Origin of the sequence: Mesotoga sp. H07.pep.5.3, from assembly GCF_002752615.1 — a bacterium.
Lineage (GTDB): Bacteria > Thermotogota > Thermotogae > Petrotogales > Kosmotogaceae > Mesotoga > Mesotoga prima.
This window is the reverse complement of sequence record NZ_AYTV01000007.1, coordinates 72279-97594: the sequence shown is the minus strand read 5'-3', so window position 1 is coordinate 97594 and position 25316 is coordinate 72279. Positions and strand designations below refer to the sequence as shown.

The window sequence follows — 25316 nt, the reverse complement described above, 5'->3', positions numbered from 1 at the left end:
TTGATTGCCATAGAGCTTTTCACAACTATGATAACGACCTTCAGTCTTGCTTATCTGATTTGTCGCTGTCATCCAGTCGAGACGAACCGTCGGTAGATTCTTCGCTTTCTTTTCTCAGCCGCTTTGCCTTCGCTTTTGCTTTCTTTGCGCTCTTTTCTTTTACCTTATCGTACATTTCTCTTATCCAGACATCGACGGGCGCCTTCCACTTCTCGGCCTTGCTCGGTATGTTCTTTATCATAGTCCTTGGATTTATACCTAGTTCCTTCGCCATTCGTATCGTTTCGTCACCGACCTTGCATCTCTTCTTGACTTCTTTCCATTCTTCTTCTCTTTTGTTGTTGGCCATAATTGCCTCCTGGGGTTGTTTTTAATTCAAGAATCGGTCATGAGTATATCTCGGTAATGTATTCTTTAGTATCTGCTGCCTAATGCAACTTGAATAATCTCGGCTCTTCAGAAAATAATTCCCGATTTCCGGTGTGTAAGAGCAATTCTTTAACCGACAAGGCTAGTCTAGCACACGAAGCTTTCGACAAGTAAAACCACCTGAAAAAGAAACTCTTATAGAACCATCTTCGCACCCAATGTGAATCCGTACCAACAACGAATACACGTGTGAAGAAGCCACAGACTCGAAGTGATCTGAGAAAACGTCTTCTGAATTGGCAGAGACTATGCCAGAAGGATCAATTCAGAAATCTTTTCCGAACGAACCAGAATCCTTGAAAGCCATTCTTAGCTAATGGTTTCACACCTCTGTGAAAGTTTTCTCGTAAGCGGCGCGATTTGATTTTTTATTGTAATCTTTGTAAACTAATAATATATGGCATATGAATTGGGCAATAACTGACAACTAGTTAGAATATGCAGGTTTTTAGGTGTTTAGCAATGACTCGCAAAGAATTCGAATTTTTCACTTATCTGAATACTACTTCTTGTAGTATCTTGAATCCCCTGGGACTTTGTCTCAGCTTCTGCAAGGATCATTGGAGCTCCTGGGCGGGAATATGCTTTGTTAAGGACAACGACGACTACGCTGTCGTCTATTATCGATAGTTGAAATCATTCTGTTCGATTTGTCATGACAGTTCAGAGAATTGATATTCCATGTAGTAAATCTATTCACGGAGGTAACGGATGATAGAGAAACAAGAAGCTCAGCAAATTCTGGAGAAAATGCTTGGAAAAGGGGTGTCATTCAGACCAGATCAGTGGGAAGCAATCAACGCAGTTGTCAACGAACACCGGAAGGTTCTTCTTGTTCAGAAAACAGGCTGGGGAAAGAGTATAACATACTTTCTTTCTGCATACTTTCTGAGGAAAGAATCAAAGGCTGTAGTATTGCTTGTAAGTCCGTTGTTATCATTGATGAGAAATCAGATCGACATGGCCAAGAGAATCGGAATCATCGCAGAAACTGTAAATAGTACGAATTCAACTGAATGGGAAGAGATTATTGAAAGAACAAGAAAAAATGAAGTAGATATACTCCTCATTTCACCAGAAAGACTAGGGAATAAAGGTTTTCTTGAGAAATTCGTCTCGTTCAATATAGGACTTCTTGTAGTCGATGAAGTACACTGCATATCGGATTGGGGTCATGACTTCAGGCCAGACTATCGAAGAATTGTGCGTATAGTTTCAAATCTTCCGAAGGGAGCCCCATTGTTAGGAACAACAGCTACTGCCAACGACAGAGTAGTGAGAGACATTGAAGAGCAGTTCGGCAAAGATCTTCTTACCATTAGAGGTCCACTGAAGCGAGAAAGCTTGAAACTTCAGGCGGTGAGACTTGCAGATCAGTCTGAAAGGCTGGCATGGCTTGCTGAGAACTTACCCAGCATTCCAGGATCAGGAATCATCTATTGTCTGACGAAGATTGACTGTGAAAGAGTCGCCAGATGGCTCAAAGATAACAATATAAATGCATCTGCATATCATGCGCAAATGAATAACGAAAGAAAAGAAGAGCTGGAAAAACTGCTGATGAAAAACGAGGTAAAAGCTTTGGTTAGTACGGTGGCTTTGGGTATGGGATATGATAAACCGGACATTGGTTTCGTGATTCATTTTCAAACTCCATCGTCGATAGTAGCCTACTATCAGCAAATCGGGAGGGCAGGAAGATCAGTAGATTCTGCAGAGGTTATTCTTCTAGGAGGTAAGGAAGACGATGATATTCACGATTACTTCTTTGAAAATGCTTTTCCTGAAAGGGCGGTCATTGAAACGCTAGTAGAATTGATTGGGCAGTTTCCAAGAAGTAAAGCCGAGATAATGAGATCAATAAACGCTAAAATATCGGAAATCGAGAAGTGTCTTAAGATTCTTGAAATCGATGGCATTATTACCAGAAATGGCTCCAGATACATCAGGACTGCAAACAGGTGGAGTCCTAACAGTGAAAGGTGGGAGGAAATAATTCATCAGAGAAAACAAGAGTACAAGGATGTGAAGGCATTGTTTGAATTGAAAGGATGCCTTATGAAGTACGTCGTCAGTAAGCTTGATGATTATCTCAGTGAAGATTGCGGTAGATGCTGCAACTGTGCGGGGGATTTTCGACCCAGGGCTACAAACCATCAGCTCGTTCAGAAAGCCTCAAAGTTTCTTAAGAATAGATTTGTGAGAATTGAGCCAAGGAAAAGATTCCCTCATCGATTTGAAAACATCATTCAAATACCGGAACCCTTCAGATGTGAGGTTGGTTATTCGTTGAGCATTTATGGTGATGCCGGTTGGGGTAGAATGGTTAAGGAGGACAAATACGAAAGGGGACATTTTAGAAGTGAATTGGTAGCCGCTTCTAAGGAGTTGATTACCGATTACTGGTCGCCTGAACCGTTTCCAGAAATTGTTGTGTCCGTTCCGTCTCTCAGGCGTCCCTATCTGGTCTCTAGATTTGCGGAAGCTTTGGCTAAAGAGATTGGTCTGAGTTACATACCGGATTGTGTAGTGAAGAAAAAGGAAACACATGAACAAAAGGCCATGAAAAACTCATCTATGCAGTTTGAAAATGTACTCTCCGCTTTTGATGTTTCTCTTGACCTTGGGGGTAAAAGAGTCCTCCTTGTTGATGACCTGGTCGATTCGAGATGGACATTTACGGTAATAGCTTATCTGCTGAAGAAGAAAAACGCCGGTGCGGTTTATCCCTTTGCTCTATCAGCTTCGTGGGAAGGTGGTTATGATGACGACGAGTCATGATTACATATCTGACAGACATTCGATAATGCTCCTTACAATTAGATTTGATGCAGAGCGGAACGATGATCTCAAACCTCTCAACTTGAAGAATTTCAACATCCTTGCCAGGCGCATTGCCTCTTCTGCAGTTTCGAGGCCTTCCAAACTCCTGGAACTTAGCGAATCAGAGATCGGCGAGCAGCTTGAGATAGACGAAAAATCTGCGAAGCTTATAGCTGGCCTTTTGAGTAGGAAGCACTCTCTCGCGATTGAGCTTTCAAATCTCGAAGAAAAAGGCATTCGTGCGATATCGCGTGCAGAACCGGAGTACCCTAGCAAACTGCTGGATAAGCTCAAGCATCTTGCGCCGCCATTGATTTTTTACGCGGGAGACCTTTCAATACTAAACAATAAGGCGATTTCAATCGTAGGTTCCAGAAGAACCTCTCAGTCTTTGCTTGATCAAGCTCATCTCTTGGGAGAAAAATGTGCCCAGTCAGGTGTAACAGTAGTTTCCGGTGCTGCAAAAGGTGTTGATATGTACGCTATGATGGGATCGCTTCAGAACGGAGGTCTTGCTGCCGGTATTGTAGCTGATTCTCTCAAGAGTTTCATAATAAAGGATGAGATCTCCAGATTTGTTAGGGATGGTCGCCTCGTATTGCTGTCAGCGTTCCCTCCTTGGGAGAAATTCACTGTTTGGAGGGCAATGGATAGAAACAAATATATCTATTCGCTTTCCGACTTTGGCATAGTTGTACGAAGTGATCTGGAAAAGGGTGGGACTTGGTCAGGGGCTACAGAATGCATTGAAAAGAATTACTGCGCACTGTTTGTGCTTGACCTCGGTAAGGAAGAAAGAGGAAACGCAAAGCTAATAAATATGAGAGGGATACCGCTTGACATTGATATGATCTCCCGGGAGCCCGACATATACCGTTTGTTATCCGGCATGATCGAAAGAGACAGTGAAGAGGAGCCGTTCATTGGTCAAAATGTGAAACAGCTTCCGCTTTGGTTCTGAGAGCTTTCTATCCTTGGTCTGATAATTAATGGAACTCCTTTCTGTGACCTCAGCCTCATACTCTGGACTCTTTTAGCAGGCTATTTCGAAGAGTTCGACATCATTTAGATAAACAAGACACATGAGTTCGTTTCCCAGAAAGGGCTATGGAGTTTGTGAAGATTGTAAGCGTGTCACTAGGTGTTAAGCCAGGTTTCGAAGTAGGTTGGACACTCTTTTACTTCAAGCTTGGAAACGTTTTCACGCTGTTTGCCTGTCAGTTTTTAGACTTCAGCGAATGAAAAGAAAGAGCGATGGAACTGGTATGAAATTAATGGTTGAGATCTAAGTGAGATTTTTTTGGGGGCAAGGATAGGAGTCTCATCCTATTTGCTGATATAGCATAGTAAGCAGTGAATCATATTGATAATGCCCAAGGACAAAGAGATAGATAATCATCTCTTTCTTTCAATTATCTAGCTAGTTTGGCTATTTTCAGATCTTCTGCTGTCAAATCTTGGATGTAACAACCGGTATTCGAATGCCCTGTTCGAAACTCTCTTGGCGTTAATGTAGCTAAGAGAATGCCAGTACCATGGATAAGGATGGAGTAGAATACAGCAGTGAAAGAGAGGTAATTGCAGAGAGCAGAGGAGAACACTCCAAACTGGAGGCGAAAAGAGATGGACAATCTAAGAATGTACGGTGACCCTCCATTCAGAGTTGTCGTCGCCCATGGAGCACCTGAAAGCACTTCTGATTTCCTTCAAATCTCAAAGACCAGCGTAGAGATAGAACCCCTTGTTTTTTTCCTGAGATGATCTTGAACCAAACGGCTGCAATCTCTTGCGGGAGCTGTTTGATAGTCTAGAAAAGCGAGTCTCAAATTTCACAGCAACCTGTCTAAAGCCTGTCCAAAAGGCAGAGACTGAAAATCAAGAAGTATTACGACTAAACTCTACCAAGGGAAAGCCTCCATCTTTGTCGAGAAGCACATGTACTAATGACTCCATAGTTAAATCAACTCAAATAGGTGCTTTCTTTTTGTCTGTTTTTTCAGTATATCCTTTCTAAGCTTTTATCGACTAAAGCTTCAACATCGTCAAGTGATACGTTGATCGTAGCAGAACCTGACTCTATCGAAGCTTTGCCAACCGCTATCGCAACTCTGCGGGCGATTCCTGGTTCGAAGACTTTCGGGAGTATATTGTCAGCGGATAGCTTGTCGTCGCTGACGGCATCAGCGAGCGCATCAGTGGCAGCAAGCTTCATGGATTCGTTGATTTCTCTGGATCTGACGTCTAGCGCTCCTCTGAATATGCCTGGGAAAGCGAGGACGTTATTTATCTGGTTCGAAAAATCCGATCTTCCAGTTGCAACAATCTTTGCCCCAGCTTCTTTTGCAATGTCGGGCATAATCTCGGGAACTGGATTTGCTAAAGCGAAGACAATGGCCTTTTCCGACATTGATTTTATCATCTCAGCTGAAACGATACCTCCAACCGAAGTGCCAATAAAAACATCGGCGCCCTTCACAGCCTTTGCCAGGTCACCAGAGAGGTTGTCTGGATTGATTTCCTGGACAATCTCACGATGAAATTCATTCAAGAGCGTCCTGGGATCGTTTTTGTTAAGAACACCGTTTCTGTCAACTGCAATGATGTCTCTTACGCCGGCCGCGAGCAACATCTTGATCGTTGCTCCACCAGCGGCTCCAATCCCAACCATTGCGACTCTCAGGTTTTCCATCTTCTTATTTACTATCTTCAGAGCATTTCGCAATGCGGCAGTGGCTACGATTGCCGCTCCGTGTTGGTCGTCATGGAAGACCGGTATGTCGAGCCTTCGCTGAAGCTCTTGTTCAATGTAGAAGCACTTTGGAGAGGAGATATCTTCGAGGTTTATTCCGCCAAACGTGGGAGACAGAGCCTGAACGAAGGCAATTATCTCATCGGGTTGATGGACGTTTACACAGAGAGGAAAGGCATCCACATTTCCGAATTCTTTGAATAACAGAGCTTTGCCTTCCATGACAGGCAGACCGGCCTCAGGGCCAATGTCTCCAAGACCGAGAACGGCTGTTCCGTCCGAAATAACTGCGACATAGTTCCATTTGTTGGTATACTCGTAGGCTAACTCATTATTCTCGTTTATGATTCTACAGACGTCTGCAACTCCGGGAGTATAGGCAAGTGACATAGCCTTCATGCTATCCACACGAACTCTACTTCTCACCTCAAGTTTTCCTCGCAGTTCTTTATGGAGTCTCAGTGCTTCTTCGTTCAAGCTGATCACCTTCTATTCAAAGCAAAAACATCGTTTCCAAGGGAGTCGATAGCAACATACAGTGGGAAATCTTTAACCTGGACTCTGAATATCGCTTCAGTACCGAGATCCTCAAAAGCCAAGACAGTCAAATCGGATATCCTACTGGCCAGAGCGGCGGCGGCACCACTGGGAGCGAGAAAGTAGCCTCTCTTGTAATCCCTGCAAAGCGTTGCAGCCAATGGTCCCCTTTTTCCCTTGCCTATTGTTGCTAAAACGCCTTTCATATATAGCATCTCTAGAAATGAATCCATCCTACTGGAAGTAGTAGGACCTATGGCGCCGAAAGAAACTTTCGTTGGTTTTGCCGGTCCCGCATAGAAAACTATTGCACTATTTAGAGAAACTGGTATTTCTTCATTTTCTTCAATCATCTTTTTTAGCCTTTTCTGTGCGGCGTCTCTCATTACAAGAAACTCGCCTGAATAGAGAAGTTCATCTCCAGCGCGCAGTTCTTCGATCTTCAAGGATTATTCTCCCCTTTCTGGCGATAAAACAGTCCGTTGCAAGCCCAATCGGTATTGTTGCGATGTGCGTAGGGTAAGTCTCAATATGCACCGAGTAAGCAGTTATCCCTTTTCCCAAACCCTGATAACCAATTCTCAGATCGTTGACATCTTTCAGAATTCTTTCTTCCAGAGCTGCATATTCCTTGTCGCAATGTTTTTCATTAATAGATTTGGTAAGCGCAAGCTTAGCAAGAACCATGGCTTTGTCTGAACTTCCACCTATCCCTATTCCAATTTTTAGTGGAGGGCAACCTCTAGCCCCACTCTCTCTTATTGATTCAACGACTGTGTGGACCACCTCATCCACAGTCGAAGCGGGATTAAGCATGAAAAGTCTAGAAAGGTTCTCGCTTCCTCCTCCTTTTACAAGAAAGCGTATTTCCAGTTTATTCCCCCTTACAGGAAAGAGATGGCAAATGGCTGGAGAGTTGTCTCCAGTATTCTCTCTCTTCAAAAGAGGATCGGACACCACAGAGTATCTAAAAGGTTCGCTGGTATAAACCTTCTTGACTGTCAGATTCAACGTTTCAACAATCGGTTCTTCCAGCGTTACTTCGTTTCCCTGAAAGACGAAAAACTCTAGAAAACCTGTATCCTGACAAATGGGGAGCCCCATTGCTTTTGCATCTTCTGCATTTTCCTTCAGCACTCCTGAAAAAGGTCCTTCGTAGAGATCAAGCAGTTTCACAATTTCGGGATCAATCTCCGTATTTGCCCTCGAAATTGCTTCTCCAAGCACCCCAGTTATTTCTTCAGCCGAAATCAAAGCTTCACCCCGTCAACCAAGACCATTGAACTCTACCGATAGACGTTTCTCGCTCTCTGCAATGTCTTCTACTAGTTTCCACAGGGAGTCTGCAATTGCTTCAGTCCTTTCTTCTATCGAATGAATGAGACTTTCCATAGCAGAAGCAGACGGTCCTCCGGGGATTTCACGTATCTGCACAAAATGCTTGGGAGAAAGAATGCTTTCTAGTTCCGAATCGCTCATGTTCAATACTCTCCCCACAAGCTCGGAGAACTTTCTGCGTAAAGCCTCAAAAGAGTATCCCGATTTCACGTAAGCGCTCGTAACAGTGTGAGCCGTCCTGAAAGAAATCGCTTCTCTCCTTACTAGTTCATCAGCCAGTTCCGTAGTCGTTGTTCCCGTAGAGATTGCTATATGATTAACTTTTTGCTCATCGACAGAAGCCTTCAGGAGCGTTTCTTCCAATAACTCCAGAAGACCGGAAAACGTTTCATAACCTCTGGTGAAGCTGGTTACAGGAGCGTCAGCCACCTCATTAACATCCTGATAGGGAACGTTGTGGAAGAGATCTATAAGGCTCTGGAAATCACCGGCTGCCATTCCGGATTGGATTCTGATATGTTCGATAATGACTGGATTCCTCTTTTGTGGCATTATGCTGGAAACCTGCACGAGTTCATCGGGAAATCTTAGCATTCCTACTTCGCAAGAAGCTTTGTGACCCATGTCAGCCATAAGACGCGTTATGTCATTAAGAATGCTTTTCAACCACATTGATGGATAGGTTAGCCAGTGGGAGGTTACGATTGCCTGGTAAGAGTTCGGTACCGGTCTGTCGAAACCAAGCAGATCAGAAACCAGCTGTCGGTCAATATTGAATCCAGTGGTTGTAATTGCCGCTGCTCCAAGAGGGCATTGATTTACGACTTTCATGGAGGCGTGCAATCCCTCCAGTCCTTCGAGAAACTCCAGAAGGAAAGATGAAAGATAGTGGGCAAGAGTCGATACCTGCGCGGGCTGTCCATGTGTGTACAGAACCAGGAGTTGCTCTCTAGACCTCTTTATCTTATCAATAAGAGTTCTAGTAATAGATAGCATCTGTTTCATAAGTGAAATCATCAGCTTTCTCACGTACAATCTGAAAACTGTCGCATCCATGTCATTCCGACTTCTGGCCGTGTGGAGTGATCCAGCCTTTTCTCCGATAAGAAGTTCCAACTGCTTCTCATAGAAGAAGAAGAGATCCTCGACTCCTTCAGGGATTTCTTCGGGTATCTTCAATGTAGAATCCAGTTCGATAATCGCCCTTTTCAGAGCAGAGGCAGTGTTCGAATCAACTATTCCTTGCCTTGCAAGCATGACCAAATGGGCCTTGTTTTGCTTCCTGAACTCATCAAGAAGAGATGTCGCCCAGTGCTTGTAAGATCTTCCGAGAACGTACTTCGTGTAAATCGGAGAAAATCTCATACTACCTCCCGTTTAGAAGGTCGTCTATGTTGCCAAAGACCACTCTGTCGATTTCATCATCTGAATATCCTACGTTTATCATGGCCTTGTACTGTTCGTCAAAATAAGATTTCGCATAGCCCCTTGGGAAATAGCTAGAGTCTGTTCCAAATATGATTCTTCGGGGACCTATAGTCTCTCTATATTTTCTGAAAAGCATCTCAAGATTTACTTCGTAAGGCATCCATTTCATCCACTGGTTCGATCCGCTGGTGTCGATGTACACGTTGGGACAGGCCCAGCAGAGATTCAGGGTTTCAAAGACGTATCCACAACCGAAATGTGGCACTATTATTCTCATGTTGGGAAAGCTCTTTGCCACATCGTGAATTATCAGCGGATTGATATTCACATGGTTAGCAATTCCGCCAGCTGAGCCCATAATACCGAAATGAATCAAAACAGGTATGTTTTCTCCCTGAGCTACTTCCCAAACAGGGTAGAGTTCCTTGCTGTCCAGGGGAGTATCCACTGCCGGCCCAAGTATCTTATACCCTTTGAGTCCCTGCTCTCTTATAGATTTCTCAAGTAGGGTAGGAGCCTCTTTCAGAGAGGGATCGTGATGAGCATAGCCATAAAACCTGTCGGGATGAGCTTTGACTATCTCCGACATGACTTCATTTCCACCAGAAGTGACAAAGACTACCGAGATATCGTACTTGGTCGCCTCTTTGTACCATCGCTCTACCAGTTCATCTTGAGAGGCAAGTGGTTCCGCTCTATCAAACTGCCAAGCCTTTCTCCAGCGAGCTTGTTCTTGCATAACCCAAGGGTGAACATCACCCTTGGGCCTTCCGAAGAGATCTGGAGAAGGAAAATGAACGTGAGAATCAATAATCCTCATGACAATCACCCTTTCAATCCCGACATAGCAATTCCCTTCACAATTTGCTTTTGGAAAATTATGAAGAAGATTATCAAAGGAATAGTTGAAACAGCAGCTCCAGTCATAATCAACTCCCAACTGGTTAGGTTCTCACTTGAGAAATAAGACAAACCAACTGGAAGAGTATACATCTTCGGTGTTTGGGCAACTATCAAAGGCCAAAGAAAAGCATTCCAGTTGCCTATGAAATTGAAGATCGCCAGTGTCGCGAGAGCCGGTTTGACAAGTGGCATGACTATTCTCATAAATATTCCAAATTCGGAAACCCCGTCGATTCTCGCGGCGTCCAGTAGATCGTTTGGTATTGTCGTCATGAACTGCTTCATTAGAAAGACACCGAAAGCACTTATCATACCCGGAAACATTATGCTCCAGTAGGTCTCCATCCACCTCAATTGTCTAACCATTATGTACCAGGGAATCACTAACATTTCGGTAGGAATCATTAGTGTGCTAAGAATCAGAATGAATATGATGTTCTTTCCCGGAAAATTGTACTTGGCGAGTGTATAACCCACCAGCGAATCAAAGAAGAGAACAGAAATTGTTGTTACCACAGCTACGATCATGCTGTTCAAAAACCATCTCGGAAACATAGAATAGTTGAAAATGAACTCGTAGTTTTCCAGAGTTGGTTCTGTTGGTATCACCGTCATTTCATAGATCTCTTCGGTTGACTTGAAAGAAGAGGAAAACATCCACACGAAGGGAAAAACCATCACAATGGCAAAGATCGTTAGAAATATATAGGCAAAAATACTTGTTTTCCTGTATGCCCTAGTCATGCATAACCACCCACCAATCAGTATTGGACTCGCTTATTCAATACCAGTAGTTGTATCAGGGTAATGCCCATAATGATCATAAAAAGTATAACAGTCGCACTAGAAGCGAGACCCATATCAAAAGATCTGAAGGCTTTCTGATATATGTACAGTACCAAGGGTTTTGTCGAGTTCAAGGGACCGCCGGATCCTTGATCGGTCATGTTGTAAACCTGCGTGAAGATCCTCAGAAATGTAATGCTCTGTGTAACTACAAGAAAAACTGTAATCGGGTTTAGAAGAGGCAATGTGATTTTGAAGAAAGATTGCTTCGAAGTTGCTCCATCAATTTTGGCGGCTTCTATGTACTCTTGAGGTATCGTTTGCAGGCCGGCGAGATAGATAATGATGCAATATCCCAGATTTACCCAAACTGTCGTAACAACAATTGCCGGCAGAGACTGATTCATACTGCTCAAAAAGGGTTGTGCGTCAAGGCCGAAGGCCATAAGAAGATTGTTTAATATTCCTGCCGGTGGCCGCTGATAGATCCATCTCCAAACCCAACTTACTGCCACAAGTGGTGTGATATAGGGCATCACGTACAACAAACGGTAAAACCACTGCAGATGTCGAACCCTGTTCAGCGTAGTGGCCAAAAAGAGGGACAGGACTATGACGAGAGGTACACCGTAAGTCACGTATTTAAGGGTATTCCAGAGAGAAGTCACGAACACTTTATCTTTGAAAAGCTTCACGAAATTGTCGAACCCAACGAAATCTTTATTTGGTGAAATTAGCTTCCAGTTTGTGAAACTCAACCAGAAGGTATATATCATCGGATAGAAACGCACAACAATATAGAAAACCAATGGGATAGCCAGGAAAACATAAGCTGTAAGGATTCTCTTCTGACTTATCTTCATTCTTTACCCCCAAAGAGAACGGCCGTGGCTATGCCACGGCCACCTGCTCTTCAAATTACTCTACCCTGGACCAGAACTCGTCTATTATTGCTTGATCTTCAACTGCAGCTTCTTCGAAAGCCTTAACAGGATCCATACCCTGTATCCATACCTTGTCTACAGCATCCATCAGGACCTGGCGTTGTCCGCTTTCGTCAACGAAGAAAGTCGCATGGGCGTACTCGAGACCCTTGAGGAACGGTCCGTATTCGGGATGATCATAATAAGCGGCTGCGACATTCGGGTTGGCGGGAAGCTCGCCGACCTGTTCAAGCCAGAGCTTCTGAGCATATTCTGAGGTTATGAATTTCAGGAACTTGATCGAAGCATCCAGCTTTTCGCCGGTTGCATTGGTAGTTATGGCGTGCGCCCAGAAAGATGCGAAGTTAGACTTCACTCCGTTCATCGATGGAAGCTCCGTAACTCCCCAGTTGAGGTTCTCAAGAGGTCTGAAAGTTCCAAGCCTGAAAGAGCCGTCGATCGTCATTGCTGCTTTGAGAGATCTGAAGGCCGTTACATCGTCGTTCAGGAATCCCGGATAACCGACCTTATCTTCCGTTATCAGGTCGGTATATACCTTCAGAGTGTCGGGTGCAGTCAGGGAGTAGAGAACCGTTCTATTGTCAGCACTGTAGGGTGTTCCACCGAGCTGTCTGACAAGGACTTCTCTAATCCACTGGTGACCCTGACCGGATGGCTGCATTGTCAGACCTTCCTGAATTATGTTGCCCTTGTCGTCGTACTTCGTGAGCTTCTTTGCAAATTCGACCATCTCGGCGAAAGTCGTTGGCGGAGACTCCGGATCGAGACCAGCCTCTGCAAACAGATCCTTGTTCCAGAAGAGTGCTAGAGATCTTACGGCCGTTGGAAGGGCATAGGGAACTCCGTCAAACTCAATTCCTTTGGATACGAAAGGAAAAAACTGACTGCTAAGATATTCAGGGGAAAATTCGCTTTCAGGAAGAGGAACTAGATATCCTGAAGTAACGTAAAGTGGAATCCATCCGTAGAAAAGAGTAAGAACATCAGGCCCGACTCCGGCAGGAACAGACACCGCGACCTTCTCGTTGAAATTCTCGTAGGGGAAAGTAACGTGCTCTACTTCGATCCCAGGATTCTGCTTTTCGAACTCTTCGATAAGCTGATCTACGAGTTTCACTTTTGTTTCGTAGTAGTACTGCCAGAAGGTAATCTTCACTGCGCCAGCAAAACTGGCGAAGACAACCAAACTTACCAGAAGAAACAACAATGCTCTTTTCATTTGCCCACCTCCAAAATAGTGATGTTGCTCATACTTCCATGAAGACCTTTCTTTGAACATTGCACACAGCGCCTAACGAAACCCCTAGTTCGCCCAACTCTCCACGCTTGAAAGTAACGCGCTCAAGTATTTCAGGAGGAACGGTCCTCTTTAGTACCGGCATTATTAAACTGACTATCCTATCGTATTGGTTGTAACCAATTCCACCGGTTATGACAACAACATCTGGATCAAGCAGTGTGATGACATTCGCGATAACCACGCTAAGGTGCTCACAAGCAACCGTAACTATCTCTCTGAATCTCGGATTTGTGTCTGAATGATCAAACATCTGTGCGACCGACGGTTCGTTTTCAAACTCCGAAAGAAGCTTTTCAAAGGCGTATCCCGAGAACCAGCTTTCAAGGCTTCCAAACACAAAGCTCAGATTCTTCTCTCTGCTCCAGTCGGTTATCATATACCCTATCTCTCCAGCAACTCCGCTTGATCCTTCGTAAAGCTCGTTGTTTATGATTAATCCAGCACCTGTTCCTGTACCAAGTGCTGTCAGAAAGACATTTCTGCATCCCTTTGCAGCTCCAGCCCACAACTCACCGAGAGCGTTAAGTGTCACGTCATTCGAAACAAATGTTGGAACTTCGAATCTCTTTTCGATATAATCACGCAAATTCACTTTTCGGAGCCCAAATGCGGGCATATAAAAAATCAATCCACTCTCAGGATCTACAGTTCCTGGAACACCGAGTCCGATTCCCATTACTTTCGAGACTGGGACTTTCATTACCTGAGATATCGCCATTTCCACAATCTCTAGAAATGTCTTCTCATTTGAAATAGATTTAGTAGAGAATCTTACCTTCTCAACAATATTTCCATCAAGATCCGAGAGTATAGAGATCAGTTTGTTACCTCCGACATCTACGCCAACCACGTACTTGTAAGTGGGAACGAAAGATAACAGCATGGGCTTCTTCCCGCCGCGATTTGAACTTTCTCCTTCTTTTACTTCAACTACTGAACCCTGAGAGATGAAATTGTTCACAATTACTGACACTACAGGTTTGCTCAAACCACTCTTTCTGGCTATATCTGCTCTGGAGACCAGACCCTCATCTCTAACGATTCGCATTATTTTTTCTTCAGTTTCGCGCAAGCATCGACTCAATGGAATCACCTTTGCTTCGTTAAGTAGGCTAACTTACTAACATTATACTTCATGACTCTCTTCTCTTATAAACAGGGATACTGGCGAGCTGAGCTTAATACAGATTGTGAAGGACGAAGGGAATCAATTATCGTCAGTTTTCTCAATATTTGATAGTTCATAGAACCGGGGACCTTTGGGGCCCCCGGATTCTCTAATTGCCTCACTTTACCTTTGGTAAACTCAACATATTCGAGAAGACTCTATATCCACCCGGCACAAGATAATCAAGCTGTCTGTACCATACGAGCGCGGTGTAGATGTACGTCCCCTCTCCGTAGTTTGCAATCAATAGTGATCCTGGCTCGATATCCTCGCCGGGATCATCGGTGTCAATTAATGGAGTGAACTCAGGTGCCCATTTGTTCGGGAAGTAGAGACCTCTCTCCTGTTTCCAGCCCTCCCAGTCTGAATCTCCGATTACATTTGGCCAGTTGAAAATTGGGTGATCTGGAACAAGTATTTTCATCTCGGCTTCCTCGACTGTGACTCTGTTTCTACTAATAGTAAAGTCGTAGGGTGCCCAGCTGCCACTGTATTCGCCTGTCTTATGATACTGAACGATCAGGTTACCACCACTGAATACGTACTCATTAAGCCTTGCAGAGTTCGCCTCAATATCCGGTCTTGCTGTAGCTGCTCTCGTACCTATGACGATAGTGTCGTATTGACTTAGATCACCAGCGGCAAGGTCAGCAGGGCTCAATTCGGTGACATCTACTCCCATCTGTCTGAGGTACACAGTATTGATATCCAGCCCACCATCCACATAACCAACTTTTAGATCGGCAGCAACTTTCACATCGATAACTGCAACATTGAAGACCGAAGGCTTGTAGAGATATTTCGTTTCGATGTGAGGATATGCGATGATCTGGTACCCTTGATTGAATACCTTACCATCAACTATGGTTTCTACAACAATTTCGGATTGGCCAAGAGGTGCGTTGGCAGGAATCATGAAATCAATCTCTAAAGTTGTTGATTCATTCTCACGCCCAAGAACGAACGACGTTTCTTCTGTAACTAACTCCCATCCAGCCGGGAGGTCAAGAACTACTTCTCCAGAAATCTCATTTGCAGTATTGTTCTGAACCTTGACAGCAATTGATCTTACGATTGAAGATGAACTCGCTGGAGCCATCAACCTTTCAGGTTCTGTGGATATCGAAACCTGAGGCACCACTCTAGCATCTGCAACTGCCTCGGCCAATACAGATGTTCCCGATACTTCCCATTCAGCAAATCCGGTGATTGGATTCTCATCAAAAGCATCAGTGTAGGGAGCATCTTCCGCGACAGTAACCGTAAAAACCGCCTCACAACTTTGGTTGAAAGCTACGTCCTCAAATACTTCTCCTCCAACTACCGTCCAACCCTTCGGTACGTCTAGACCCAGTTTTACTGAATCGACATTCTGACCACCTAGATTCCAGAAGGACACTGTAACCTCAAATGTTTGTCCAGGAACTATGGCTAAGTCTTCTGCTTCTACAACTACTCTCGTTGAGAAAAGCTCGTTACAAGCAGCGACAAAATCCTCTTCCTTCATTGCAAGTCTCTCAAGTAGGAGTGCTTTATCGTTTCTGGTTAGATCAGCTTCCTGTGCAAAAGCAATTATTTCCCTAACTAAGCCCAATCCTTCAAGAAGCTCTTCACCGACCGAAAGAGGATTCATCGCGTCAAATCCCGCGACTATAGCGTTTGCAATTCCGTTCAATTCCAGCAACATCCCATCGAGATCAGAGATCAAAGCTGGTCCTCCTTCGATTCCATTTGATATCGCTTTCAAAGAGGTGTCAATGTTATCAAGAAGCGAAGTCTCTTCAGTTCCAACGGTGCTTCTAAGCAAGACGTATCTGGAGAAGGCATCTCCGAGACTTCCGAGACTTCCTGACATTCCCTGGCACTTGTGGCTTCCCCTAGCAATAGAACCGATTTGTGAAGCGGAATAACCAAGGATGTAGTTGTATTCTCCAGTGTTGATGCTTATACCACCGGAACCAGCCTGGTAGAACTTTGGAACGTCCCAAACCTGTAATCCTTCTTCCAGTTGTTCGGAATACATATTGGGATCTCCTGCAGCTTCAAAAGCCTTGGGAAGCAGTACCCCACACGCCTGATGATGTTCGTGACCACCTGTTGGTGCATGTCTACCTAGAACGATGATTGGTTTGTAGATTCTAATGAGTCTCACTAGGTTTCCAATGATTGTTTCTTCATCCCAATTAGGATCATTAAATGTTTCTTCGGCCGTTTTCGAGTAACCGAAATCGTAAGCACCGAAGTGCAGTTGTTCTCCACCATCGATTTCCCTGGCAGATGCCAGCTCCTGTGATCTCAAAACTCCAAGAGCATCATAGAACTCAGGACCAATCACATTTTGACCACCCTTTCCCCAGGTCGCAACAAGATAGTAACTGTTAAGATGAAGATTCTTGGCCAGATGCGCAATTAAACCATTGTCCTCATCGTCTGGATGTGCTCCTACCATAAATACCGTACCAAATACAGGAAGTTTCTGGAGCCCAAGTATTGTCTTGGCAAGTCCAGTTTCAGATAGTGCTTCAAACTCATAACTCTTGGCGAAGCCCGTAAAAACTATCATGCACAAGAGCATCAGTAGAATCAACCCTTTTTTCATTCCCATACCTCTTTTTTTCTAGCAACGGATTTGGTTGAAAACATGGAAAACTAGAAGGGCAACACGTTAGTAAAGTTGCCTAACTTAAAGACACTATTGATTATACCTTAACCAAAACTCACGAAACAAATGTGATAATTTACTTCTGGACTCAAGAACAAGCTATCTTGTAGTGAATTGGCAACCTAGAAAGGTTTAATTGACTAATCCCATCTCCATTAAATGTTCTAAAGAATTGTTGCTCCTAGATCTTGGTTGGACTTTTGTGTGCTATGTTCGAGACAAACCTTGAACATTCAGCGGCTTTTGGAGAAGAAGCAAATCATACAATTATCATCCTGTCTACCTTATTAAAGGTAAATCTCAGAAAATTTTGATGTCTCAATTATCGCGGAATCTAGTGAGTTCTTCCACTAATAGGTGCTTGTTTCGTCGATTCTTTCTGGAGTCACCCAGCTGAAGAGGCCAATAAAATAATGCTCCGGATGCCTATTGCGCTCTTCACAACAAGCAAAGGTCCCGGAGCATAAAAATCAAGTTACACCATTTTGTCTCAGAGAGTTACATTGTACCTCGCTGTTAGATTCTAGCTTACTCAACTTTCATATTTATCGCAAAGGTCTGTATTGGATGGACGCTCTCCCAGGGGCGCCTTAGGGAGAATATGACAACTGTCACTCCGGGTTGTTTGGCTTCGAATACCCACTGGACATTGTAGGGAGCTCCAACGAGTTCTGAATCGTCGAGGAACTTCGCTTCGAAGATCGAGCCCTCGTAGATAAGCGAAACGACGTTTGGATTGGTAATCTTCACGTCCCAGACATAACCGGTCGAGCCGTTCTCTTGCAGTTCCATGGTGGCTATCTCTCCTACAGAGAGAGTGTTCATGGAGGTTCGAAGACCTTTGACATCGAGCTGGGAGGAATTCCAGAGTAGTGATGTCACGAGCATGTTTGGCACGAATTCTCTGATTGTCTCTTCGAAGCTTCCGTCTCGCTTCATTTCTTCGAGAGTCTTCTGGAAGTTCAAAATCAGTCCGAGATTCGTTCCCTTCGAAGCTGCTATGTAGAAGTAGTTTGTTTGAAGCTCCACAAGGGCTTCCAGGTCGTCGATGCTGTAGCCTGCTTCATCTGCCAGCTCTGCTACAGTCAGGTCTGTGAAGACCGCGAGATCGGTCTCGCCTTCGACAAGTTGCGCGACGGTATCGAGAGGATCGAGAGAGCTGACGAGGTTCTCGAAGCCCATTTCCTTTAGGAGCTGTTCGGTCCACCAGTTCGTCGTCGTACCTATGGCGTCTACTCTCTTTGCTGACTCGAGGTCTGTGGCTGGAGTGTCTTTGCGGCCGTAGAGGTAAGCGGTGTTCTTTCCTACCGGTCCGATCCACTCGAAGTTTTCCTTTCTCTGCTCGGTCTGGTCCATGCTGAATAGGAAGACATTGGGCAGATTCGAGGCCAGTTCATAACCTACGGACCAGGGGACGATCAGGATCTCTGCAGACATGTCGTTTCTGCGTAGTATCTCCTTTACCATTTCGGTCACGAAGCCCGTCGGTTCTCCGTCTTCACCCCTGAAGGTTACCGGCGGGTACTCCTCGGTCAGGAAGGTGTAGATGCCGGGAACGGGCTGTTCGGGGAACCATTCGCTGTAGAGTTCGGAGAAGGAGCCGGATGTCTTGAGCCCGTCGAGGGCCTTCTGGAATGCGTCTACGATTTCAGTCGGGACTTCCTTCGAAAAACCGAGGTATGTCATATCCAGGTCGATCGCGACTGTCGATACGGGACTATAAGAGGCTTGTTCCCCTTTGAGAAGTTCCTGGAGAACTGCCGAGTTGAAGGGCGCCAGTTCGATCTCTCCTTCAAGAAGGGCTTCAAGCAACGACCCTTCGTCTTCAAAAACGATAAGGTTGTCGAATCCCTGCCCCTCCAACAGTTTGTGGGAATAGTATTCGCTTACCACACCGACGGAGTTTGCGTTTCTAGCATCCTCGAGTGATTTGAATTCACCCGAAAGTTCCTCGGTCGTGTAGAGGTAAGTGTTCGTTATGGCAACGGGACCCGCCCATTGATAAAGAGCTTTCCTCTGTGTCGTGAAGACAAGAGAGGGAATGCAGTAACTCCCTTCGCCCTGTAACATCTCGAGGGCTTCGTCGAATTTGACGGGCTTCATCTCGACATCTATGCCCGTTTCGCTTTCAAGCGATCCGATCAGATCGACGAGGAAGCCCTTCAGATGGCCTTCCCCAAGGTAGCTGAAGGGATCGTAATCGGGATTCACGAGGAAGGTAATGGGCTGAGCCAGCGCAATTGATGAGAGAAAAAGGACAAGAATAATGGAGAAAACGACTTTCTTGGGAATAGAAGATCTCATTCTTACACCTCCAATTGAGTCTGTCAATGACTCCTATTCTAGACGATAGTCTTCGTTTCGCAAACAGTAATCGATACCTTCAGAAGGTAATGAAGAGTCGTCTACTCACTCGAAAGGTCTTGTGAAAAGGCCTTATTCGTGAGGTTTGGCAGAGGCACCTTCGTGACTTGTGAAAGCAGATTTTGTAGTGATATAATATATATGCAATAAACATATATAAAGAATTAGGAGGTGTTTTAATTGCCTTGGGTACGGGAAGATCTATGCACCGGCTGCACTCTTTGTTTGAAGTCCTGCCCTATAGATGGAGCTATAGTGATGCAGGGAGGCAAGGCACACATAAACAACAGTCTTTGCACCAGATGCGGGGACTGTTTCAGCGCATGCCCCGTGAACGCCATAAGGCCTAACTCCGAGAATTCCTCTCTTCGAGCGGGTGGGGGAGGATACGGCATCGGACGTAAAGCCGGCATCGGCCAAGGAAGAGGACTTGGACGAGGTATGGGAGGAGGAAGACGGGGAGGTCGCTGAGACAATGAACGGAAGGAAGTGCTTCTTTTGAGTCATGTATATGGGGTTGTCCCTTCAAGAAGGCTAGGAAGATCTCTGGGGGTTTGCACGATACCTTTCAAGACGTGCAATTACGCTTGTGTCTACTGCCAGCTGGGAAGAACGACGAATATGACAAACACGAGACAGACCTTCTACCCGCCTGAGGAGATTCTCTCCGAAGCCAGGAGGTTTATCGAGGCGCACGGTGAAGAGTCGTTCGACGTTGTGACGGTTGTCGGAGAGGGCGAGCCGACCCTCTACAAACCGCTGGATGCCATAGTGAGGGGTCTTAGAGAAATGACGGGAAAGCCGCTGGTTCTTATAACCAACGGCTCTCTTCTATTCGATAGAGAACTGGTGGAAGAAATAAAGGATTTCGATATTGTGATGCCCACGCTCGACGCGAAAGATGAGGAGAGTTTCAAAAGAATAAACAGACCTTTCGGGAAGCTGACTTATGAAAAGGTCTATAAAGGTCTGCTGGATTTCTCGAAGGAGTTCAAAGGGGAGATCTGGCTTGAAGTGATGCTGATAAAGGATTACAACGACAGCGAGGGCTTCCTGAGGGAGCTTAAGAAGAAAATCGATCAGATTAAGCCGGCCAGAGTGTATATAAATGTGCCTGCAAGGCCTCCCGCAGAAAGCGGCATAGAAGTGCCTTCAGAATCGGCAATAGAATTTGCGAGGACTCTTCTTAATGCCGAGAGCATAGAGAACCTGCCAGTCAGCAGTTTTACTACTTCTGAGAAAGAGGCGCTGGATGCAGTGATAGAGATCATCAAGCGCCACCCAATGTCGGACAAGGACATAAGGAGCTTTGTAGAGTCGCAGTTCAAGGGGGAGACGGTTACAGACCTTCTGAAGAGGCTGGCCGAAAATCCGAATGTCGAGAAAAAGACTTATCACGGAAACAACTTTTATAGATACGTCCTAGCAACAAGGCGATCGGGAGGATGAAGAAATGGGAAAGCTTATCGCAATCGGGACCAATGACGGTTTCAAACTGAACGAGGACCACTTCGGGCAGTCAAGGTACTACGACATCTATGAGCTAGACGAAAGAAAGTGCGCCATTAAGGTTGAAGCAAGGCCGAATCCCTATTATGAGAATCATAAGCATGCCGAGGTTGACGAGATCCTCCAGGTCATCGGCGACTGCCCAGTCTGGATCGGCGCAGCCATGGGAAAGGGATCGTTGAAGAAACTCGCCGAGATGAATTACGAGCCGGTCGTTTTGGAGCCCATGACGATCGACGAGGCACTGAAGGCGTATCTCAATGAGCAGAAATACGATGGTGAACACTAGGAGGTCCGCTGCATAAGTTCGTCCTTCTGGACAGCAAAGTTGTCCGTCAGCGGTCCACCGTTCTCCGGGAAAACAGAAGTGATGCTGGGAAGACCATCCGGGGAAGTGACGTCGACTACGTCGGGAAGTGATGCTCGCTAGCGCGAGGAAGAGCAAAAAGGTTAGACACAATTCCCCCTGCGGCGGGACGCAAGGCCAGTCAAAAGGCGAGAATCATCGCCGCCAGTGAAGGCTTCGCCTTCGCCAGTACCACTTCGTGGTGCCAGTCTCAGCTTAACGCTGAGGCCAGTCACTGCAAGAAGTGGCAAGAAAAACCGAAAAACACAATTGATGCAGAACATCAGGACCGTCGCACTTCATGCGGCCAGTTCCGCCGCGCGGGCCACAAGATCCACTGAACGCTGTGAAGAGCCATCCTTCGTTGCCCGTCCAAGATCATGGACCCGTCCTTCGAGAAGACCTGTTCTTCGTTCCGACGCTACGCGTCCAGGTTGTTCGTTCTTGGAACCAGATCCCGGATCAAGTCCGGGATGACAGTGTTAGGTGATTGCGAGAACGGCACTTACAGTCATGCTGAAAGAAGCCGTCCTTGGTCCTTCAAGAGCAAGGATCCGTCCTTAGAAGAGCAGTTGCAAGTAGTCCGTTCCAAATTGCGAACAAAAGAACCGCTGAGCGCTTAAGAGCAAAAACCCGCTGGTGGCTGATGAAAACAGCGTTATCCGTCAACGGTCCACCGCCGCCAAGAAGCACCTGTTCTTCGTTCCGACGCTACGCGTCCAGGTTGTTCGTTCTTGGAACCAGATCCCGAAACAAGTTCGGGATGACCCTGAACAGAGGTATTTCAAGGAAGGCTCAGTGGGCTGACAACTAACGGTTATTGCGGAAGGGATAGATTCTGTCATTCCGACAAAGCTCCTGGTCGGAATTTTGATGCTACTTCTTATGATTTCAACCAAGAACGAAGAACAGATCCTCGCTCTTGAACGAGCAACGGGTTCTCCTCGGAGAACGGAGAACCGTCCAACGGAGAACCGGTTTCACTTCGCTCTTTCCGACCATAACCTCTTACCACCAACCACGGTTCCTGAAAAAACCAGATCCTGAACAGGAGCGCTTCAGGATGACGAAATGAGTTGGTTCTGATCAGATGGTTTTAATTGCTTCTTGAGGACTGGACAATCTCTTTTTTGCTCCTGACCAACCCCCAACCCGCTACCACCGGCCACGGTCTTCAAAAGTGCAGATCCCGAAACAAGTCCGGGATGACAGTGCTACGTGATAGCGAAAACGTCACATACCGTCATCTGAACTTGATTCGGCACTCGATGCTGTCTTGTTGAATGCCAATAACGAGCTTACCTCATCGCCCTTTAGAAAAAGGTCTTCTTTCTTCTTGTTGCAACTTGCATCTTGGAACTTGCAACAATTCTTTTCGGAGAACGGAGAACCATTGAACGGCGGACCAGCTCTTGCTCTTCCAACCTCTGACTACTGACCTCTAACCTCGGTTTCTTTTCAAAGATCCACTATTTTCCCCGGATTGAGTATGTTGTTTCGATCAAAGGCCTTTTTTATGCCTCGAATCAGGTCATCATGTTTGCTTCGTCGAACTCGAGAATCCTGTTCATCTTCTCGAAACTCATGACGATTCCACGGTATGAGGGCACCGCGCCTCCCGAAAGGCCCGTTCCCGCACCTCTTGGGGTAACTGGAATCAAGTGCCTGTTTGCGAATCTCATGATCTCCGACACTTCCTCAGTACTTACAGGGAATGTGACGACCTCCGGTCTGACGGCTTTCAATTCCGCCGTCTCGTCTCTAGAATATCTATCCAGTGACTCCTCATCGTATTTGACAGGGATGTTGAGTAGTGATTGTAGCTCTTCGATCAGGTCCGCGTTGAGCCGTCCGTAATTCATCTCTTCACCTTCAGGGGTAACGCAACTCCACAGCCACCTCCCTAGCCCTGAGAAGTAGCTCCTTCCCCCCGAAAAGCGGCTCCTCTTCGAAGCGGAGCCCAATACGCCTTTCGAAGTTATCTTCGTTGAAGACGTAAACGAGTCTCTCTCCGCGATCACCGACGCTCACGACGGGGAAAACCCCGAAGGAATCGCCCGTCATGGAGATCTTAGGTTTCAATCCGTAGCCCTCGAGAATTCGGCCGAAGAAGCCGGTGTTGCAGTTGAAATGGGCAGTTATGACCGTTGTGCTTCCAACTCTGGCGGCGCACGTTTCGCCCTTCTGGGCTATTACGGCGAGCTCTTCGCCCCCTTCTATTCTGAAGGCCCGGGCGAAATGCGTGGCCAGTTCCGGCAAACCCAAAGGTTTCACCGAGAGGAAATATTTGCTAGAGGAACGGTAAGCTTCCCCGGGAGTTATGCCGAGAGCCTCGATCAGTTCCCTGCAAACTCTGCCGGTCATTTCGAAGAGAGGCAACTCCCCGTAAATCAGCAGCCTTCCCCCGCGTTCAACATGATCCGCGATCTTTCTCTGGATCGCAACGTCCAGATACCTCGCACATGGAAGGATCAGCAGCCTTTCGGGATCGATTTCTCCGTCCTGTATATTCTTCACGTCGTAGCGGTATCCCAGTAGCAGGAGCGCCTTGAGGAAGCTGTCCCAGAAGTTGCCCGCCCGGTGGGTCTGGAGATCGGAAATCATCTCTCCGGATCTCTCCCCGTAACGGTACTCGCTCATGAAATAGTCCGGAATGAAGCCCACAGTCAGAGGATCATGGCTTACCGAGAGATTGCCCATGTTTTTCGCCAGTGGTTTGACGGAGAGCGTCGCTTCCTTCAGGAAGCGGTAGGTGTAGTTTTCCGCGCCCGCAGGAGAGATCGGGGCCGCAAAGCCGTGGAGCTCGCCGGTGAAGGCTATCCTTCCGTTGCCGTCGAGCGGCTCGGGATCAAGGACATAGTTTCTTCCTCCCGAGAAGAGGTAGTAGTTGATCAATCGGTTTCCCTGGGCGATGCAGAGCTTTAGCTTGTGCTCCAGCGAGTAAGGGTCAATCCTCTGCCCGTAGTTGTCCCCGTAATTGCCGTCGCCGCACTCGAATTCCATGGAACCGTAAACTCCCCCGCAGGCGGCCGCGAGCGTTTCGTTTATCGTGTAGAGGTCCTGGAAGTTCCTCAAGGAGAGATCTCCCAGATAGATATCGCTAGAGGGGAAGACCTCCTCGTCGTCGCAGGCTTTGTAAAGCTGGCTGATGCCTATCGGGAATGTGAAGCCCCTTCCTTCGGATGTACCGTGAATGTTGACTATATAGGGGATACCTTCGAGGCCGGCCCTCTTGGCCAGCTGTTTCAGGTTCTGCACGTACTCTCTGTAATCCTCGCGCGTGAACTGGCCGAGGTCGCGTATGAACTCCAGCGAGAAATCTTCTCCCGGGCTGCGGAGGAGCCTGTAAGTTTCATCGCGCTTTTCAAGCGCGAAGCCGTACGGCTCCCGGCCGCGCTTCTCCGTGACCCGGTCGTTGAACCTCGCGAGCGTGAAGTCCGAAAGATCGGGCGTGTTGTTGATCCACTGAAGCATGCCTATCTCATTATCCAGCTGGACGGCCATAACGTTTCCTCCCCTACCGACCAGCAACGGTCCGAGGATCTCCCCCACTCTGTCGTACCATTTTTCGACCTCTGCGAGAAAGTCCGGGTGGTTGTAGATGACCATGGCGCTCTCGACTCTTCTTCCTTCCCAGCTGATGGGTCTGAGATGTGGGTGCTTATCGTACAGCCAGTGTGGGATCCCTTCGTTTTTCAGCTCTGCCATGACGAAGGGACCCGGTCTGGCTATGAAGTAAAGCCCCAGGTCCTTAGCAAGCTCCACGAAGGCTCTCAGGTCTAGCCTCCCGGTGAAATCGTATCTTCCCTCGACGCTCTCGTGACAGAGCCAGGGAATGTAGGAAGCTATCGCGTCACAGCCGGCCTCCTTCGCTTTTTCGATCCTCTCTCTCCACTCTCCGGGCTCGAGTCTGAAGTAATGGATCTCGGCCGAAATCAACCGGGGAGTTCCACAGATCTTCGACCAATTCTCTTTTTTCATTCTTCATCACCTTCGCAACGGCCATTGAAACCTTTAAACAATTATAGCC

At 46.4% G+C, this 25316-nt stretch carries 20 protein-coding genes; 6 read left to right on the top strand and 14 right to left on the bottom strand.

Annotated features, from left to right (window positions below; genetic code table 11):
- Nucleotides 1–40: 40 nt before the first annotated feature.
- On the bottom strand, nucleotides 41–349 hold the full coding sequence (locus V513_RS03450; protein WP_099771726.1) for a hypothetical protein: 309 nt from the start codon (nucleotides 347–349) through the stop codon (nucleotides 41–43).
- 791 nt (nucleotides 350–1140) lie between these two features.
- On the opposite strand from V513_RS03450, the gene V513_RS03445 reads away from it, so the two are divergent.
- The 3 genes from V513_RS03445 (at nucleotide 1141) to V513_RS13840 (ending at nucleotide 5013) form a co-directional block, all read left to right on the top strand.
- Entirely contained in the window at nucleotides 1141–3210 is a 2070-nt protein-coding gene (locus V513_RS03445; protein WP_099771725.1) for a RecQ family ATP-dependent DNA helicase, read from the top strand.
- Entirely contained in the window at nucleotides 3191–4213 is a 1023-nt protein-coding gene (locus V513_RS03440; protein WP_099771724.1) for a DNA-processing protein DprA, read from the top strand. The genes V513_RS03445 and V513_RS03440 overlap by 20 nt, the downstream gene beginning before the upstream one ends.
- Nucleotides 4214–4875: 662 nt before the next feature.
- Nucleotides 4876–5013, top strand: coding sequence for a hypothetical protein (locus V513_RS13840; protein ID WP_180274825.1), 138 nt, complete (start codon nucleotides 4876–4878; stop codon nucleotides 5011–5013).
- A 235-nt stretch (nucleotides 5014–5248) separates the two neighbouring features.
- On the opposite strand, the gene V513_RS03430 is transcribed toward V513_RS13840, so the two are convergent.
- The 11 genes from V513_RS03430 to V513_RS03380 form a co-directional block, all read right to left on the bottom strand.
- Complete coding sequence (locus V513_RS03430; protein WP_180274827.1) at nucleotides 5249–6484, bottom strand: NAD(P)-dependent malic enzyme; 1236 nt, start codon at nucleotides 6482–6484, stop codon at nucleotides 5249–5251.
- Nucleotides 6484–6984, bottom strand: coding sequence for a FumA C-terminus/TtdB family hydratase beta subunit (locus V513_RS03425; RefSeq protein WP_099771721.1), 501 nt, complete (start codon nucleotides 6982–6984; stop codon nucleotides 6484–6486). Before V513_RS03425 ends, V513_RS03430 begins: the two co-directional genes overlap by 1 nt.
- Complete coding sequence (locus V513_RS03420; RefSeq protein ID WP_099771720.1) at nucleotides 6953–7792, bottom strand: fumarate hydratase; 840 nt, start codon at nucleotides 7790–7792, stop codon at nucleotides 6953–6955. Before V513_RS03420 ends, V513_RS03425 begins: the two co-directional genes overlap by 32 nt.
- Before the next feature lie 12 nt (nucleotides 7793–7804).
- Nucleotides 7805–9241: a lyase family protein gene (locus tag V513_RS03415; protein WP_099771719.1), complete on the bottom strand. Its 1437-nt coding sequence runs from the start codon at nucleotides 9239–9241 to the stop codon at nucleotides 7805–7807.
- 1 nt (nucleotide 9242) lies between these two features.
- The gene (locus V513_RS03410; RefSeq protein WP_099771735.1) at nucleotides 9243–10124 is read right to left on the bottom strand and encodes an amidohydrolase family protein; all 882 of its coding nucleotides are present in this window, start codon (nucleotides 10122–10124) and stop codon (nucleotides 9243–9245) included.
- A 5-nt stretch (nucleotides 10125–10129) separates the two neighbouring features.
- Complete coding sequence (locus V513_RS03405; protein WP_099771718.1) at nucleotides 10130–10951, bottom strand: carbohydrate ABC transporter permease; 822 nt, start codon at nucleotides 10949–10951, stop codon at nucleotides 10130–10132.
- A 17-nt stretch (nucleotides 10952–10968) separates the two neighbouring features.
- Nucleotides 10969–11856 (bottom strand): carbohydrate ABC transporter permease, encoded by an 888-nt coding sequence (locus tag V513_RS03400; RefSeq protein WP_099771717.1) that lies wholly within the window; start codon nucleotides 11854–11856, stop codon nucleotides 10969–10971.
- Between the two features lie 55 nt (nucleotides 11857–11911).
- Nucleotides 11912–13156, bottom strand: coding sequence for an extracellular solute-binding protein (locus tag V513_RS03395; protein ID WP_099771716.1), 1245 nt, complete (start codon nucleotides 13154–13156; stop codon nucleotides 11912–11914).
- 28 nt (nucleotides 13157–13184) lie between these two features.
- On the bottom strand, nucleotides 13185–14330 hold the full coding sequence (locus V513_RS03390; RefSeq protein WP_257211918.1) for an ROK family transcriptional regulator: 1146 nt from the start codon (nucleotides 14328–14330) through the stop codon (nucleotides 13185–13187).
- A gap of 193 nt (nucleotides 14331–14523) precedes the next feature.
- Nucleotides 14524–17004 (bottom strand): NEW3 domain-containing protein, encoded by a 2481-nt coding sequence (locus V513_RS03385; protein ID WP_180274824.1) that lies wholly within the window; start codon nucleotides 17002–17004, stop codon nucleotides 14524–14526.
- A gap of 591 nt (nucleotides 17005–17595) precedes the next feature.
- A complete protein-coding gene (locus tag V513_RS03380; protein WP_099771714.1) occupies nucleotides 17596–19371 on the bottom strand; it encodes a transporter substrate-binding domain-containing protein in 1776 nt (591 codons plus the stop codon).
- 240 nt (nucleotides 19372–19611) lie between these two features.
- On the opposite strand from V513_RS03380, the gene V513_RS03375 reads away from it, so the two are divergent.
- The 3 genes from V513_RS03375 to V513_RS03365 are packed head-to-tail and all read left to right on the top strand — an operon-like array spanning nucleotide 19612 to nucleotide 21229.
- Nucleotides 19612–19902 carry a 4Fe-4S dicluster domain-containing protein gene (locus V513_RS03375; protein ID WP_099771713.1) on the top strand — a complete coding sequence of 97 codons (291 nt, stop codon included), beginning with the start codon at nucleotides 19612–19614 and terminating at the stop codon, nucleotides 19900–19902.
- 18 nt (nucleotides 19903–19920) lie between these two features.
- Complete coding sequence (locus V513_RS03370; RefSeq protein ID WP_099771712.1) at nucleotides 19921–20880, top strand: radical SAM protein; 960 nt, start codon at nucleotides 19921–19923, stop codon at nucleotides 20878–20880.
- Nucleotides 20881–20884: 4 nt separating this feature from the next.
- Complete coding sequence (locus V513_RS03365) at nucleotides 20885–21229, top strand: NifB/NifX family molybdenum-iron cluster-binding protein (RefSeq protein WP_099771711.1); 345 nt, start codon at nucleotides 20885–20887, stop codon at nucleotides 21227–21229.
- A gap of 1583 nt (nucleotides 21230–22812) precedes the next feature.
- Here the strand turns inward: V513_RS03365 and V513_RS14305 are convergent.
- Nucleotides 22813–23148 (bottom strand): FAD-binding oxidoreductase, encoded by a 336-nt coding sequence (locus tag V513_RS14305; RefSeq protein ID WP_306556632.1) that lies wholly within the window; start codon nucleotides 23146–23148, stop codon nucleotides 22813–22815.
- Nucleotides 23149–23158: 10 nt separating this feature from the next.
- Complete coding sequence (locus tag V513_RS03350; protein WP_099771709.1) at nucleotides 23159–25267, bottom strand: beta-galactosidase; 2109 nt, start codon at nucleotides 25265–25267, stop codon at nucleotides 23159–23161.
- Nucleotides 25268–25316: the final 49 nt, after the last annotated feature.